Origin of the sequence: Providencia sp. PROV150, from assembly GCF_028481025.1 — a bacterium.
In the GTDB taxonomy this organism is placed as follows: domain Bacteria; phylum Pseudomonadota; class Gammaproteobacteria; order Enterobacterales; family Enterobacteriaceae; genus Providencia; species Providencia hangzhouensis.
Genome location: NZ_JAMPPJ010000015.1, coordinates 1 through 14,846 on the forward strand (window position 1 = coordinate 1; position 14,846 = coordinate 14,846).

The 14,846-nt window shown below is 39.9% G+C and carries 13 protein-coding genes and 1 riboswitch; of the genes, 4 read left to right on the forward strand and 9 right to left on the reverse strand.

Going from position 1 to position 14,846, the window contains the following annotated elements:
• Positions 1-51 precede the first annotated feature (51 nt).
• On the reverse strand, positions 52-915 hold the full coding sequence (murI, locus tag PSE83_RS11845) for a glutamate racemase (RefSeq protein WP_004265357.1): 864 nt from the start codon (positions 913-915) through the stop codon (positions 52-54).
• Positions 860-2,746 (reverse strand): TonB-dependent vitamin B12 receptor BtuB, encoded by a 1,887-nt coding sequence (gene btuB / locus PSE83_RS11850; protein WP_004265355.1) that lies wholly within the window; start codon positions 2,744-2,746, stop codon positions 860-862. The genes murI and btuB overlap by 56 nt, the downstream gene beginning before the upstream one ends.
• Positions 2,747-2,820: 74 nt before the next feature.
• Positions 2,821-2,915, reverse strand: a riboswitch (cobalamin riboswitch).
• A gap of 112 nt (positions 2,916-3,027) precedes the next feature.
• On the opposite strand from btuB, the gene trmA reads away from it, so the two are divergent.
• Positions 3,028-4,125 (forward strand): tRNA (uridine(54)-C5)-methyltransferase TrmA, encoded by a 1,098-nt coding sequence (gene trmA / locus PSE83_RS11855; protein WP_036959114.1) that lies wholly within the window; start codon positions 3,028-3,030, stop codon positions 4,123-4,125.
• A gap of 70 nt (positions 4,126-4,195) precedes the next feature.
• On the opposite strand, the gene PSE83_RS11860 is transcribed toward trmA, so the two are convergent.
• Together PSE83_RS11860 and fabR are read right to left on the reverse strand one after the other, a co-directional pair.
• Entirely contained in the window at positions 4,196-4,585 is a 390-nt protein-coding gene (locus tag PSE83_RS11860; protein WP_004265352.1) for a YijD family membrane protein, read from the reverse strand.
• Between the two features lie 12 nt (positions 4,586-4,597).
• Positions 4,598-5,254 (reverse strand): HTH-type transcriptional repressor FabR, encoded by a 657-nt coding sequence (fabR, locus tag PSE83_RS11865; RefSeq protein ID WP_004265350.1) that lies wholly within the window; start codon positions 5,252-5,254, stop codon positions 4,598-4,600.
• Positions 5,255-5,604: 350 nt separating this feature from the next.
• Here fabR and sthA point away from each other — a divergent pair, with 350 nt between their 5' ends.
• Complete coding sequence (sthA, locus tag PSE83_RS11870; RefSeq protein WP_004265342.1) at positions 5,605-7,002, forward strand: Si-specific NAD(P)(+) transhydrogenase; 1,398 nt, start codon at positions 5,605-5,607, stop codon at positions 7,000-7,002.
• Between the two features lie 73 nt (positions 7,003-7,075).
• Here sthA and oxyR read toward each other — a convergent pair whose 3' ends face one another.
• Positions 7,076-7,981 (reverse strand): DNA-binding transcriptional regulator OxyR, encoded by a 906-nt coding sequence (oxyR, locus tag PSE83_RS11875; RefSeq protein ID WP_004265340.1) that lies wholly within the window; start codon positions 7,979-7,981, stop codon positions 7,076-7,078.
• 1,441 nt (positions 7,982-9,422) lie between these two features.
• On the opposite strand from oxyR, the gene PSE83_RS11880 reads away from it, so the two are divergent.
• On the forward strand, positions 9,423-9,761 hold the full coding sequence (locus PSE83_RS11880) for a pilus assembly protein (RefSeq protein WP_094961910.1): 339 nt from the start codon (positions 9,423-9,425) through the stop codon (positions 9,759-9,761).
• 76 nt (positions 9,762-9,837) lie between these two features.
• Positions 9,838-10,182 carry a hypothetical protein gene (locus PSE83_RS11885; RefSeq protein ID WP_004265336.1) on the forward strand — a complete coding sequence of 115 codons (345 nt, stop codon included), beginning with the start codon at positions 9,838-9,840 and terminating at the stop codon, positions 10,180-10,182.
• 64 nt (positions 10,183-10,246) lie between these two features.
• Here the strand turns inward: PSE83_RS11885 and argH are convergent, their stop codons facing one another.
• From argH to argC, 4 genes are all read right to left on the reverse strand, one after another.
• Complete coding sequence (argH, locus tag PSE83_RS11890) at positions 10,247-11,623, reverse strand: argininosuccinate lyase (protein WP_004265335.1); 1,377 nt, start codon at positions 11,621-11,623, stop codon at positions 10,247-10,249.
• Positions 11,624-11,701: 78 nt separating this feature from the next.
• Positions 11,702-12,922: an argininosuccinate synthase gene (locus PSE83_RS11895; RefSeq protein WP_272657801.1), complete on the reverse strand. Its 1,221-nt coding sequence runs from the start codon at positions 12,920-12,922 to the stop codon at positions 11,702-11,704.
• A 44-nt stretch (positions 12,923-12,966) separates the two neighbouring features.
• Positions 12,967-13,743 carry an acetylglutamate kinase gene (gene argB / locus PSE83_RS11900; RefSeq protein WP_272660870.1) on the reverse strand — a complete coding sequence of 259 codons (777 nt, stop codon included), beginning with the start codon at positions 13,741-13,743 and terminating at the stop codon, positions 12,967-12,969.
• 14 nt (positions 13,744-13,757) lie between these two features.
• Positions 13,758-14,762 (reverse strand): N-acetyl-gamma-glutamyl-phosphate reductase, encoded by a 1,005-nt coding sequence (argC, locus tag PSE83_RS11905; protein ID WP_272660871.1) that lies wholly within the window; start codon positions 14,760-14,762, stop codon positions 13,758-13,760.
• Positions 14,763-14,846 lie beyond the last annotated feature (84 nt).

The window sequence follows — 14,846 nt, forward strand, 5'->3', positions numbered from 1 at the left end:
CCCCTTTTTTCATATTTTTTTTCGTTCGCTCAGTTTTCCATCAAATTTAACTTAGATAGCTAGTTTTTCCAGCGTTTTGAACCCTTCTGCTTCGAGAACAGGCTGTAATCCTTTTGCGTTGTCATCCATTAATAAGCAATATGCGAAGTTTTCTTCCTCTGAATTGGCGATTTCTTCTTGATTATTAATGAGCCAAACGGTTCTTCTGGCGATTGCAGAACCTGAATCAATGAATCGAGTTCCATTTGGCAGCACTTTTTCGAGTTCTTCTATTAATAGAGGAAAATGCGTGCAACCCAAAATAACAGTATCGGGCGGCTCTGGCATTCGAATCCATGGCCTGACCGTTTGGGCGACTTCATCTAACGGTAAGGTTTCCCCATGTAACTTTCTTTCTGCAAGTTGAACTAGTTCCGCAGAACCGAGGGAAATCACTTTGCAGTCTGTAGCAAAACGTTCGATCAGCTCTTTGGTGTATTCGCGGTTTACAGTGCCTTTCGTCGCCAATAAACCAACCACGCCATTACGCGTTAACTTGGTTGCGGGTTTAATGGCTGGAACAACCCCAACAACTGGGAACGTAAAATGTGCTCTCAAATTAGGGAGGCTGACCGTACTTGCGGTATTGCACGCAATAATCGCAATGGTTAAAGGATGCTTTGCAGCAATTGCATTTACGATTTGATAGACCCTATCAATAATAAACTCTTCACTTTTTTCACCATAAGGGAAGGCTTCATTGTCGAATGCATAGATATAGTGAGCATTCGGGATCATTTTTTTGACTTCACGATAGACAGATAACCCGCCCACTCCAGAGTCAAACACTAGAATGGTCGGGCGAACAGATAGGTTGTTATCAGAAGTTGTAGCTTCCTGTAAGGAAATATTCTCTTCCAGCGGTGCGATAACCATACGCGGTCTCATAGTCTTTATCGAACATATTAGCTATTTTACCACGAATTGTGAGATGTGAAGTGATTGGATATGCAGCGGTGAGATCCCAGATGCTAACGCCGCCGAGTTTTATTCGCTTAGAAGGCCATTGGCTATAGTCATTATCATAGCGGGAGCCTATATATTGGTAGGTTAGCCCCATGTCTACTTTATCAATAGCCCAATCTAGCTGATATTTAACTTGCTGCTTAGCCCGTCGCTCAAGAGCCTTATCCGTCTTTTTGTTACGAGGGTCAACATATTGATAAGTAACTTGGTGATGAAGGATACCTGTTTCGAACTCACCAACCCATTCAATTCCCTTAATTTCAGCTTCACCAATATTCTCATAAGAACTAATTGGGTTACCTGCTTTATATGCAATCAGGTTATCAATATCATTGTGGTATGCATTGACCTGCCAAAATAGTGGTCCCGTTGTTCCTTCAACACCAACCTCCCACTGTTTACTTTCTTCAGGTTTCAAGCTCGGATTACCTAGCGTTGTTCCATATACCGATGAAGAATATGCATATAATTGGGTTAGATTAGGTGCTTTATAAGCAGTTGCATATGAACCAACAAGTTTGTAACCTTCATAAAACTCCCAACTAAGGCCTGATTGCCATGTTGTGTGCCAATTAAATTCAGAGTGATGGTCAGAACGTATAGCCGCTTCTGCTGTTACAGAATCAATAATTGCATATTGCCCTGTGAGGTATATCCCTGTGTTATTTAACGTCTGTTTTTCATTGATCATCGCGTAGCTGCTAGGCTCAATACTTTGGCGTTGATAATCAATCCCCGCACTAATATTACCTTTATCTAATAGGTAACTATTACCCCATTGAATATTGTACTGCTTGGACTCATCAAGATTTGCAGATTCACTATATTGCCCTTTTCTAGGATCAAAATTGTAATCTTTTGAATAACCATAGCTTCCCATCAATGATGATGAATATTTCCCTTGATGATATTTCAAACCTGTTTCATAAGTTCGGCTATAGAGTTTACGTGTATCAACACTAACTCCCGCATATTCTGATACGTCATAACTCGTACGATTGTCATAACCATATACTCTTGCGTACGCTAAGATTTCTGAAGAAAATTGATGTTCAACACCTAACCACAATGACTTACTCAAAAATCCATCTTTATCATACTGTCTCGGGCTAACTTCTTTTGGCGCCAAATCAAACCCTTTTGTATAAGTATAAGCACCCGCTGCCGTTACCGTTGTATTCTCACCAATTTTTTGCTGAGTCGAACCGTTATAGTTTTGATAACTGTGTGAGCCAATACCTGCATTTAAAGTAGTGCCATCGTTATCACGACGAGTAATAATATTCACCACACCACCAACAGCATCAGAACCATAAACCGCTGAGCGTGCTCCGCGAATATACTCAATGCGCTGTACCAGAGAAATTGGGATTTGGCTCATATCAGATGAACCTGAAATGCCCGCCTGATTCAAACGGATACCATCAATTAACACTAAAACGTGACGTGACTCTGTGCCACGTATAAATAAGGAGCTTTGTTGCCCCATTCCGCCACTTTGAGAAATATCTACTCCCGGCAAGCGTCTTAATACATCGATTACGGTATTGGATTGCCAATGGTCGATATCTTCACGAGTGACCACCGTCACTGGCGCTAATATAGAAGAAATAGGTTGTTCGAAACGATTAGCTGACACAACCAGTTGGTCAGTTTTGTCATTTGCACTTGCCAAAGAAGAAGTAGCGCACAGTACTGCCAGCGCAGCGGCCGATAGCGGCAGCGACTTTTTATTATTCATTATGGTTACACTCGGAAAATCAATTTAATTAACATTCCGCGAGGTTGAATATAAGATCCGCGCGAATATTCAACGAAGCGATTGGATGCGTGGCAGGTATCGGACTTTTACCGTTGCGCGTCAGTCTTGGATTCACACCAAATTCCCTAAACCACAGTCTATTATCGTAAGTTGAATAGTAGTGAGTGTCTACGGATGGATAATGAAAACTGGACATCTTCGCCGCATTCCCTACAATTTCGCTCCTGATACGAATTTATTACTGCTTTATGGAGCCAAACATGCCAAACACCTTGCATACTGAAGACTACGAACAACAACTCGTAGAAAAAACGGATCGTTTAAAGGCGATGATGGCTCCTTTTAACGCCCCTGAACCTGAAATATTTTCATCTCCAACATCCCATTATCGGATGCGTGCTGAATTTCGTATTTGGCATGAAGGTGATGACCTGTTTCATATTATGTTCAATAAAGAAACGAAAGAGCGTATTCGTATTGACCAGTTTCCTGTTGCCAGCCAATTGATCAATGACATGATGGCGGCGTTATTGCCGTTAATTAAGCAAAATGAATTACTGCGTCATAAATTATTTCAAATTGACTATTTATCAACACTAAGTAATAAGCTGATTGTTTCGCTGCTTTACCATAAAAAATTAGGTGAAGAATGGATGGCAGAAGCAAAAGCGTTAAAAGCCGCTTTAGTTGAACAAGGCTTTGATGTGCAATTGATTGGCCGAGCGTCAAAAACAAAAATCATGTTAGATAATGATTATGTCGATGAAGTCTTACCTGTTATGGGTAAAAATATGGTTTATCGCCAAGTTGAAAATAGCTTCACGCAACCTAATGCACAGGTCAATATCAAAATGTTGGAGTGGGCAATTGAGTCAACGCAGAATTCGACGGGTGATTTATTGGAACTGTACTGCGGAAATGGAAATTTCTCTTTAGCATTAGCGCAAAACTTCGAACGCGTATTAGCGACTGAAATTGCAAAGCCCTCAGTGGCCGCTGCTCAATATAATATCGAAGCCAATAATATTGAAAATGTACAAATTATTCGTATGTCCGCAGAGGATTTTACCCAAGCCATGCAAGGTGCCCGTGAATTTAGGCGCTTGGAAGGTATTTCTTTAGCCGATTACCAATGCAATACTATATTCGTTGACCCGCCTCGCAGTGGTTTAGATGCAGAAACAGTGAAACTAGTTCAGGGTTATGAGCATATCCTATATATTTCATGTAACCCAGAAACGCTATGCGATAACTTAGCTGAGCTGACTAAAACCCATAAAATAGAGAAATTAGCCTTATTCGACCAGTTCCCTTATACCCACCATATGGAAAGTGGGGTATTACTGAGCCGCTATTAATTTACTAAAAAACAAAAACGCCGCAGTGATGTGAACTGCGGCGCCTTACTATTAGAAAAGTCGTATAAACTTAATTTTCAACTTCTTGTTCAAGTGCTAGCTCCGCTTTTTCTTTCTTACGTGCTTTCCAGCTTGAATACATCCACAATGCGATAATGACAATAAAGGTTGCGGGAATAAAATTAGAGCCTATTTCAGGATTTTGCACACGTAAAATCGCGGCATAGCCAAAAAGCCCAATAAAAAAACTACCGGCAACAAATTTTGGCAGCCCCATAGGCATCGCTTGATGCAAATAGCGCTGATGTAAACAATACACTGCCAATATCAGGGTTAAAATTGGGAAAAATGAAAAATCGACCAGCGAGTTAAACAGCGTTGAAAAGGTTCCATGGGTTGCAAGGCCAATCACAAAGGCTAGCAATAATGTGCTTCTTTCATAACTTTTTTGATCCGTCATTGATTCTCCTTATTATTTAGTCAGGTCTGGGTCAGTTTGATTTTGTTTTTCCTGTTCCCGGCGGTACCAGTAATAGGCGCCTTTCGCTATCATTCTTAACTGTAATACCAGCCGTTCTTCGAGATTTCTGCGTTTTTCTTCATCGATATCTAGCGCCTCTGCACCTGCGCTAAAGACAATCGTTACCATGGCCTCTGCTTGCATTTCAGTAAAATGGCGAGGCATACGGCTTTCAAGTTCAAGATAATCGGCCAATTCCGCAATAAAATGCTGAATTTCCCGAGCGACTGCCGCACGAAACTCAGCAGATGTTCCTGAACGCTCCCGCAATAATAACCTAAAGGCGTTAGGGTTATTACCAATAAACTCCATAAAAGTTGAGACTGATGTACGGATCACACTCCCGCCTTTTGCAATACGCTGCCTTGCTTGGCGCATTAGCTGGCGTAACATCAAGCCGCTTTCGTCGACCATCGTCAGCCCGAGTTCATCAACATCCTTGAAATGACGGTAAAATGAAGTCGGTGCAATCCCAGCTTCACGCGCAACTTCTCGCAAACTAAGGCTAGTAAAACTCCGTTCAGCGCTTAATTGGCTAAATGCGGCTTCGACGAGTGAACGCCGAGTTTTTTCTTTTTGTTTTGCTCTAACGCCAATTGTGTTACTCACGGTGATCCTAGTTTCTTATCATGAAAGGTAAATGTAATAAGCCTTACTCTTCGCCTAGCATACCTGAAAATAGTTAAACTGTTTTGGAGAAAAAGCGACTATCACTACAATTTACTCATTTTCAGAATTTAACTTAGCCTTTTTCAATTAGTTTTTTAACACTGATATACTACCAACCTTTTATTAAACAATACGTCAGCAAATCCTTGGGAGCATGCATAAATATGTGACTAGGGTAAGCGAGTGTAGCCAATGCTGTATCAATTTGAAAAACGACGAGGAAATTAGGTGAAATAACCAACTAATGATAACATCTTGTTGTCATTTTGTTTTAGAGCAGGTCTTACCTCATGCAACTTACCCATTTTGATGCAATAGTCATTGGTTCCGGTCCTGGTGGTGAAGGCGCCGCCATGGGGCTAGTGAAACAAGGAAAAAACGTTGCTGTTATAGAACGTTATAATAATGTCGGCGGAGGCTGTACCCACTGGGGAACCATTCCCTCAAAAGCCCTCCGTCATGCTGTTAGCCGTATTATCGAATTCAACCAAAACCCTCTTTATAGTGATAACTCCCGTAGCTTAAGCTCCTCTTTCTCTGAAATTCTTCGTCATGCTGAAACGGTAATTAGCCAACAAACACGCATGCGCCAAGGTTTTTATGAGCGTAATGGTTGCCAAATGTTTTCGGGTGAAGCCACCTTTATCGATGAGCAACATATCAGTGTCCGTTACGCAGATGGTAGTTGTGACGTTTTAAGTGCGGATAAAATCGTGATTGCCACAGGTTCTCGTCCATACTGTCCTTCCGATGTTGATTTCAATCATTCTCGAATTTATAACAGTGATACGATCCTCAACCTAACTCACGAACCTCGCCATGTCATTATTTATGGTGCTGGTGTTATCGGCTGTGAATATGCATCTATTTTCCGTGGATTAGGGGTTAAAGTTGATTTAATCAATACCCGCGATCATCTATTGGCCTTTCTTGACCAAGAAATGTCAGATGCCTTGTCGTATCATTTTTGGAATAGTGGCGTTGTTATTCGCCATAATGAAGAATATGAAAAAATCGAAGGGGTCGAAGACGGTGTTATTGTTCACCTAAAGTCGGGTAAAAAAGTCAAAGCAGACTGTTTACTGTATGCGAATGGTAGAACGGGTAACACGGATAGCTTAGGTCTCGCTAATGTCGGGATTGAGGCTGATGGCCGCGGTTTAGTTAAAGTCAATAAAGCATATCGCACCACTAATGAACATATCTATGCTGTTGGTGATGTCATCGGCTACCCAAGCTTAGCCTCTGCGGCCTACGACCAAGGACGAATTGCGGCCCGAGCCATTGGTGGTAGTTTAGGTGATGCTCATTTAGTAGAAGATATTCCAACAGGGATTTATACCATTCCTGAAATTAGTTCAGTTGGTAAAACAGAGCAAGAATTGACCGCAATGAAAGTGCCTTATGAAGTCGGTCGGGCACAATTTAAACATTTAGCACGTGCACAAATCGCAGGTATGAATGTCGGTAGTTTGAAAATATTATTCCATAGAGAAACATTACAGATACTAGGCATTCACTGTTTTGGTGAAAGAGCGGCTGAAATTATCCATATCGGCCAAGCTATCATGGAACAAAAAGGTGAAGGTAATACTATAGAATATTTCGTGAATACAACCTTCAATTACCCAACAATGGCGGAAGCTTTCCGTGTTGCGGCTTTAAATGGTTTAAATCGACTATTTTAATTATTTTGTGATTTATGGTTGCCAATAACCTGGCAACCATCATCAACTAAAAAATAATATTGGCGGCTTAACCTTAAACTCTATTTTTATAATAGTTATCCATTGAGTTATAGATGGTCTCAGCTAATTGTTCATAGCGCCCACGTAACGGTGAACCCGGGCGATAAACTAATACAATTGTACGTTTCGGCTCAGGCTCAATACAATTTAAATAACATACCCCATCACGACAAACTTCATTTGGTACCGATAAATCAGGTAAAAGTGTAATTCCACTCCCTGCAGCCACCATATTTCTTAACGTTTCTAAGCTCGTTGCCCTGAAGTGTGTGTCTTCTTTCGCGCCCGCTTGGAAGCAGAAGCCCATCGCTTGGTCACGTAAACAGTGGCCATCTTCTAACATTAATAGCTTTTCACCTGACAACTCACTCATTTCAATCGTATCACGATCATGCCATGGGTGACTCTCATAAATAGCCAGTTTCATCGGTTCTTCGAATAACGGAACAACGATAAAAGGTTCCGTTTCTTTAACTTCCGCTAAAATAGCGCAATCTAATTTACCGCTGTCTAACTGAGCCAATAATTGCTGAGTTTGCGCTTCATGCAAATAGATTTCTAATTTCGGATGAGCTTGGTGCAATTGCGGAATAATATGAGGTAATAGATATGGCGCAACCGTTGGGATTAAACCAATATGTAATGGGCCCGACATGCTTTCCCCTTGGAGGGCGGCCATTTCTTGTAATACTTTAATTTCACGCAAAATAGTACGGGCTTGTTCAACCAATAATAAACCTTGTTGAGTGAAAAGAACTTTGCGGCTGGTTCTTTCTAACAACATAACGCCAAGTTCTTCTTCTAATTTACGAATTTGGCCACTAAGAGTAGGTTGGCTAACATGACAAGAATCCGCGGCACGTCTAAAGTGTTTATGTTCGGCGAGTGCGACAAGGTACTCTAAATCTCGAATATTCATATTTCTTTTCCTTTCGTGAATTCTCTGTCAAACCAAAGATAGATAATACCAATCACTATATCGATATTGTTTTGTTTTATCTATTGATAAATTGAAAAATAGGGAGAAAACCTCATTTTCTGTACAAAACCCGCAATAAAATGAAACAAAATGTAATATTTAGAAACAAAATGTGTCATTATTTACTCTCCTGTTATTTACAAAGAAAACACAACACCAGAAAAACATTAAGTTTTACTTATCATACTTAAAGCGGTATTAAATATCAGTGTAAACTCTGCTTAAGATCGATATTAAAGTAAAAATCCAATTGACCAACCTCAAAAACTTTCAAGCTAGTACATGGATACGAGCTTAAAAAAAAGAAGAAGTAATTTTTTTAAATTTGCATTAATTTATTATTTTAGTTTTATAATTTCATGAGTGAAAATAACGTCATGTATAAAGTCCTTTAAAATCTTACACATAATTACACACATTTTTATTGTGGATAAACTCAAAATAACACCCTATATTTATTATAAGAAAAGAAAAGCATAGAACAGCATCAATTCAAATTAATAGTTTTATATAGTCACCTAACTTCTGCAATATCCTCATCAATGATGATAATACGGAGGGCTAAATACTATGAACACTATTATCAGCTTTACCTTCCCCATAAATGATCTAAATAGCAAACAAAGTTATTACAGAAAACCACAAGCATGCCGATATAAGATATGCATGTATATGATGAGCAGTGATACAAGCATAAGTTTGAAAACTGCACATACCAATAAAAATCCTCTAGGGGGTATAACAACATAAATAGGTAATTCAAAATACTGATGAATACCAATATGAATGAGGTTATAAAAATGAAGAGTAAAAGCATCAAATACCAATTCAAGTATCGAAAACATAATTTAGAGCAATACTGAAACGTTTTCATTAATAATAAGGTGGTATTAACCAATATTATTTTGGAAAAAAAGAACATCACTCTCCAAAGGTTTAAAAAAGAAATCACAATGCCTTATTTCTGAAACATTTTGTCATATTCATTTTCACTTTCAATTAAACTTTGTAAATTTGTATTTAAAAACAAATTAAAAATCTCAATATAACAGCCATTTTTTATATCTAAAAATGAATATATTCAAGGCGGCTTTAAAAAACGCCACAATAGATTAAACCACCCGAAAGGGGGGTTTTTATGCAAACACAGAACATTAAACACTAACAAACCAAATTTAACGGAATATTGTAAATATAAATCATTAAAAAATGACCCTAGAGATATATTAAAGCAGGTCATTTAGAATTATATTTTAATACATTTTTAGCTTTTAGATTTACACCTTTTTAGAGTTTTTCATTTTATAATTCTTCCCATAGCAAGATATATGAAAACTTAAACAAACCGAATTACAGAAATTTGAAATTAGGAGCAAACATTATGACTATTAAAAAAATCACTTCAGTATTAACTTTAACTTTCGCTTTAGCTGCAACATCATTCTTTACTACGAATGTACAAGCTGAAGGAAATCAAACAACCATTACTTTTAAAGCTATGATTGTTTCTCCACCATGTACCTATGACATTAATCAAAACAACACAACTTTGAATTGTTTTAATAATGAAAAAAACAAAATGGAATCTAGCCCAATTAACTTTTCCAAAGAGAAAAAATCACCAGAATGGAAAGAATTAAATGGAAGCACGAGTATTTACCAATTCAATTGGACTAATAAAGAAAAAGGATATGCATTATTATCCGTGCAACACGCTTAATTAGAAAATAACCCAACTTTAAAAACAAATTACATAAACAACTGATTTAAAACGAATTAAGTTGTAGGGCTCTATTATGCAAAAATCAATAACAGAAAGAGTATTTAATCGTTCATCAACAGCTTTAATATTAGTTTTAGTATTCAGTACATTCAATACCTATGCGAACCAAAGCCAAGAATCAGGCACTATTAGCTTCAATGGCGCAGTGGTTCACCCAACTTGTACGAATGCTGTCTCTGATACACATATTAAATTGAGTTGCTTGAATAATACTGAGTCTACAATGACAAATATTGGGCTAAATAATATTACTCAAGAAAAAGATTGGAACGTTATTAATGATGGTCGAAATGAATACTCATACAATTGGATCAATGAGGAGAAGCAATTAAGAATGTTAACCATTAAATATATTTAAAAACAAACGCGTTATGGGAATTGGGGTAGTCATGCTACCCCCCATTTTTATCTTCTATAACCGATCACAGCTCTAATCGTTTTTTTGCTTCTACAATAGCATTTGCCACTTGTTTCTGAGATACCCCGCCTTTTGCTAACCGCTTATCTAAACAAGATTGTAGTGATAAAACTTCATAGACATCCAACTGAATAGTGCTACTGAATTTTTGCAAATCACTTAAAGCCATTTCCTCTAAAGCTTTACCTTGCCCAATTGCGGCAACAACGGCCTCACCCACAATATGATGCGCTTCACGGAATGGAACACCTTTAGCAACCAGATAATCAGCGAGTTCAGTTGCATTCGCATAACCTTGCTTCGCAGCATCTTCACAACGACTACGGCGAATTTGAATACCATCAAGAACCAACGCAGCCATGTGCATGCAATCTAACCAAGTATCTAATGCATCAAATAGCCCTTCTTTGTCTTCTTGCATATCTTTGTTGTAAGCAAGAGGGAGCCCTTTTAGAGTCATCATCATACCTGTCAATGCACCTTGGACACGCCCACATTTTCCACGGATCAATTCCAATGCATCAGGGTTTTTCTTTTGCGGCATGAGTGATGAACCTGATGTCACTTTGTCTGATAGCTCAACAAAGCCAGCTTCTCCACTATTAAAGAAAATTAAATCTTCAGCAAAGCGGGATAAATGAACCATACCGATACTTGCGTTCGATAATAATTCAAGAACGTGATCTCTGTCTGATACCGTATCCAAGCTATTACGCGTTGCAGAAGCAAAACCTAACCAAGAGGCAAGCTGCTCACGGTCGATATCATAAGCCGTTCCTGCTAATGCCCCACACCCTAATGGGCTAACATCTAAACGTTTTAAGGTATCTTTTAAACGACTTTCGTCACGCGCTAGCATTTCGCTATAGGCTAAACACCAGTGGGCAAATGTCACCGGTTGGGCACGTTGTAAATGGGTATAACCTGGCATTACTGCATCTTGGTTATTTTCTGCGGTGATGACCAACGCTTTTTGTAATTCGGTTACCGCTTCAAGCAACAATGCGACTTGGTCTTTACACCACAGTTTTAAATCTGTTGCCACTTGGTCATTACGGCTACGACCGGTATGTAATTTTTTACCTAAATCACCAACTTTATCAATCAGCTTACCTTCAACCCAGCTATGAATATCTTCTGCGTCACTTTGCAGGATAATTTCAGGGTTATCTTGCACTTCTTTCAGTAAGGAGTTTAGCGCTTGTTCTAAAGTTTGTTGTTCGCTATCAGACAATACACCAACTGTTACTAGTGATTTTGACCATGCGACTGAGCCGATAATATCTTGTTGCGCCAGGCGATAATCGAAACGCAATGAATCATTAAACTGTTTGAACCGTTGATCCGCTTGCTGACTAAAACGTCCACCCCAAAGTGCCATAACTAATCCCTACCTGATTGATAAAATAAGTTTTTAACCCCAACAGCAGTCTTGGCTGTCGGGGGACTACTATTTGATTTACTTCGCTTTGTTTTGTTCTTTCAGCGCACGGATACGTGAAGACAGCGAGTAAAGACGAATAAACCCACCTGCATGACTGTGGTCATAAACTTCATCTTCACCAAATGTGGCAAATTCCTCAGAATACAAGCTCTTATCCGCTTTTTTCTGAATCGCAGTCACTTGCCCTTTATATAATTTCAGAACAACTTCCCCTGTCACATCTTGTGCTAATGATTCAGCAGCCGCTTGCAGCGAGTGACGTAGTGGTGCGAACCAACGGCCATCATAAACTACATATGACATTTCTAAGCCGAGTTGCTCACGCCATTTGTAGCTGTCACGGTCAAGAACCAGTTGTTCAATACCACGTAATGCCGCCATCATAATGGTGCCTCCCGGGGTTTCATAGCAACCACGAGATTTCATACCCACTAAACGGTTTTCAACGATATCAATACGGCCCACTCCATGTTTTGCACCTAAAGTATTTAATGCTTCTAAACAGCCAAGTGGAGACAATGCTTGACCATTTACCGAAACGACTTCACCGTGTTTGACACCAACGGTAACTAATCCAGCTTCATCTGGTGCATCTTGCGGATCGACAGTCCATACCCAACAATCTTGGTTTGCAGCATTCCATGTGCTTTCTAAAACACCACCTTCCGTAGAAATGTGCCATGCGTTTTCATCACGGCTGTAGATTTTTTCAAGGCTAGCTGTTGTTGGAATATTACGCTCTTTCAGATAATCGAGCAGCGCTTCACGGGAACGTAAGTCCCACTCACGCCATGGTGCAACCACTTGTAACTGTGGTGCTAATGCCGTATAGGTGCTTTCGAAACGCACTTGGTCATTACCTTTACCTGTTGCGCCATGGGCAACAGCATCTGCACCCACTTTTAAGGCAATTTCAACTTGCGCTTTAGCAATGATTGGACGAGCCATTGACGTACCTAATAAATAGCTACCTTCATATAGCGCCCCCGTTTTCAATACAGGGTAAATATATTCTTTGATGAACTCTTCACGTAAATCGACGACATAGCACTCGGATGCACCTGATTGTAGAGCTTTTTTCTCTACGCCTACTAAATCTTCACGGTCTTGCCCCACATCCGCAACGAAGGCCACGACTTCGCAATCGTCATAGTTTTCTTTTAGCCATGGAATAATTGCTGATGTATCCAGGCCACCTGAATATGCTAATACAATCTTTTTAATGCCCTTTTTCATAACGTACCTATCCGCTCAATTAATATAGTTATTCCATGGCTCATTTATGATGCCAAGATCCGTGTTCCGATTGCTGTTCCATTAAACAGCTCGGGAAGTTGTTCTGCATGACGCCAACTTGCGATATCAACAGAGCGTTGTAAAGCTGCCGCAGCGTCTAACGCCGCATTGACCTTTACAATCATTCCATCGGTAATAATTCCCTGTTCAATGAGCTTTTGCGCTTTTTGCGTCGTCATTTCATCAATTTTTTGGCCTTTACCATCCAAAATACCGCTCACATCAGACAGTAAAACCAAATCTGCGTTTAAGACTTGGGCGATAGCGGTTGCAGCTTGGTCCGCATTTACATTCATCAACTCACCTTCTGGTGTGATACCTATAGAGCTGATAATGGGTAAATAGCCTGCACCCAACAATAATTTCAATAATTTCGCATCGCCAGGTTTGGCATCACCGACATGACCTAATTCTTCGTTTAATTGAGTCACTGTGGCACTTTGCCCATCACCGAGAGAAAGCCCTACGGCTGGAAGTTGATACTTCGTTGCCCATGCCAGTAATGTTTTATTCGCCGTACCCGCTAATGCCCCTGTAATGATATCGATTTGGTCTGCTGGCGTGACTCGTAACCCTTGCTTTTTAACGACAGGTAATTGCAGTTTTTGCATCAATTCATCAACTAAACAGCCACCGCCATGTACAATCACCAACTCACGTTGATGTGCTTGCCGATAGGTTTGAATCGCTGTAAATAATTTTTCAAGTGCCTCGACGCTATCAAGTAACACTCCGCCCAATTTAATCACTAAGGGTTGCATGGGGTTAATCCTTCTTAAAATAAAGACTGAGTTTCAGCAAAACCAAAACGAATATTCATGCACTGAACGGCTTGTGCTGCCGCACCTTTAAGTAGGTTATCTTCTGTACCCACTAAAATCAGGTGTTCACCTTTCAATACATAGCCAATATCACAAAACGGCGTACCAACTACCGATTTCAATGCAGGAACGCCTTTTTCATATAACCGCACTAACGGTTTATTTTGATAAGCATCTTTAAACGTTTGTGTGATTTTTTCTGCCGAAACACCCGCTTTTACTTTGCACGTAATCGTTGCAAGGATGCCTCGAGAGAAATTGCCTAAATGTGGTGTAAAAATAACCTCTCTTCCCAAGTGAGTCGCAATTTCTGGCTGATGGCGATGAGTAAAGATGCCATAAGGTTGCAAACTCACTTCACAAAAGCTGTTGGTCATCGAGGCTTTACGGCCTGCTCCAGAGACTCCGCTGGTGGCATTAATCACTGGCCACATAGCTTCATCTAGCAAATTGCCTTCAATCAATGGTTTAAGTGCTAATTGGGAAACCGTTGGGTAACACCCTGGTACTGCGATCAGTTGCGCTTGACAAATTTTATCGGCCTGCCATTCTGCTAAACCGTAAACTGCTTGCATTAGCCATTCAGTATTTGTATGTTCAAAGCCATAGTATTGCGTATAGAACGCAGGATCTTGAACACGATAAGCACCCGATAAGTCGAACACAACGCAGCCCGCTTCAAGAAACTGAGGGGCTATGTCGTGGCTTACTTCATGTGCAGTGGCAAGAAAAACAACATCAATACCTTCCGCTGCTTCTGCGACATCGGTTAATGGCAGAACGGGAAGGTCTATGATGCCTTTATACTGAGGATGTAAATCAGAAAAACGTTTATTTGCATCCGCACTTTGCTTCGATACCATCAATCCTTGAAGATTAACTTCAGGATGGCGTTGCAAATAACCGGCTAATTCTGCTCCAGTATAGCCACTGGCCCCGATAATGAGTGTGTTCAACATATGCTTTCTACCTTGTACTCGTGACCCAAACAGTTTAATGTGTATTTTTATTCAAATAAAGTGCATGAATATTGATACTATTAT

Bases quoted from the DNA above. Each gene is read 5' to 3' on its own strand.
- murI (WP_004265357.1), bottom strand. From the start codon at position 915: ATGGTTATCGCACCGCTGGAAGAGAATATTTCCTTACAGGAAGCTACA.
- btuB (WP_004265355.1), bottom strand. From the start codon at position 2,746: ATGAATAATAAAAAGTCGCTGCCGCTATCGGCCGCTGCGCTGGCAGTA.
- trmA (WP_036959114.1), top strand. From the start codon at position 3,028: ATGCCAAACACCTTGCATACTGAAGACTACGAACAACAACTCGTAGAA.
- PSE83_RS11860 (WP_004265352.1), bottom strand. From the start codon at position 4,585: ATGACGGATCAAAAAAGTTATGAAAGAAGCACATTATTGCTAGCCTTT.
- sthA (WP_004265342.1), top strand. From the start codon at position 5,605: ATGCAACTTACCCATTTTGATGCAATAGTCATTGGTTCCGGTCCTGGT.
- oxyR (WP_004265340.1), bottom strand. From the start codon at position 7,981: ATGAATATTCGAGATTTAGAGTACCTTGTCGCACTCGCCGAACATAAA.
- PSE83_RS11880 (WP_094961910.1), top strand. From the start codon at position 9,423: ATGACTATTAAAAAAATCACTTCAGTATTAACTTTAACTTTCGCTTTA.
- PSE83_RS11885 (WP_004265336.1), top strand. From the start codon at position 9,838: ATGCAAAAATCAATAACAGAAAGAGTATTTAATCGTTCATCAACAGCT.
- argH (WP_004265335.1), bottom strand. From the start codon at position 11,623: ATGGCACTTTGGGGTGGACGTTTTAGTCAGCAAGCGGATCAACGGTTC.
- PSE83_RS11895 (WP_272657801.1), bottom strand. From the start codon at position 12,922: ATGAAAAAGGGCATTAAAAAGATTGTATTAGCATATTCAGGTGGCCTG.
- argB (WP_272660870.1), bottom strand. From the start codon at position 13,743: ATGCAACCCTTAGTGATTAAATTGGGCGGAGTGTTACTTGATAGCGTC.
- argC (WP_272660871.1), bottom strand. From the start codon at position 14,762: ATGTTGAACACACTCATTATCGGGGCCAGTGGCTATACTGGAGCAGAA.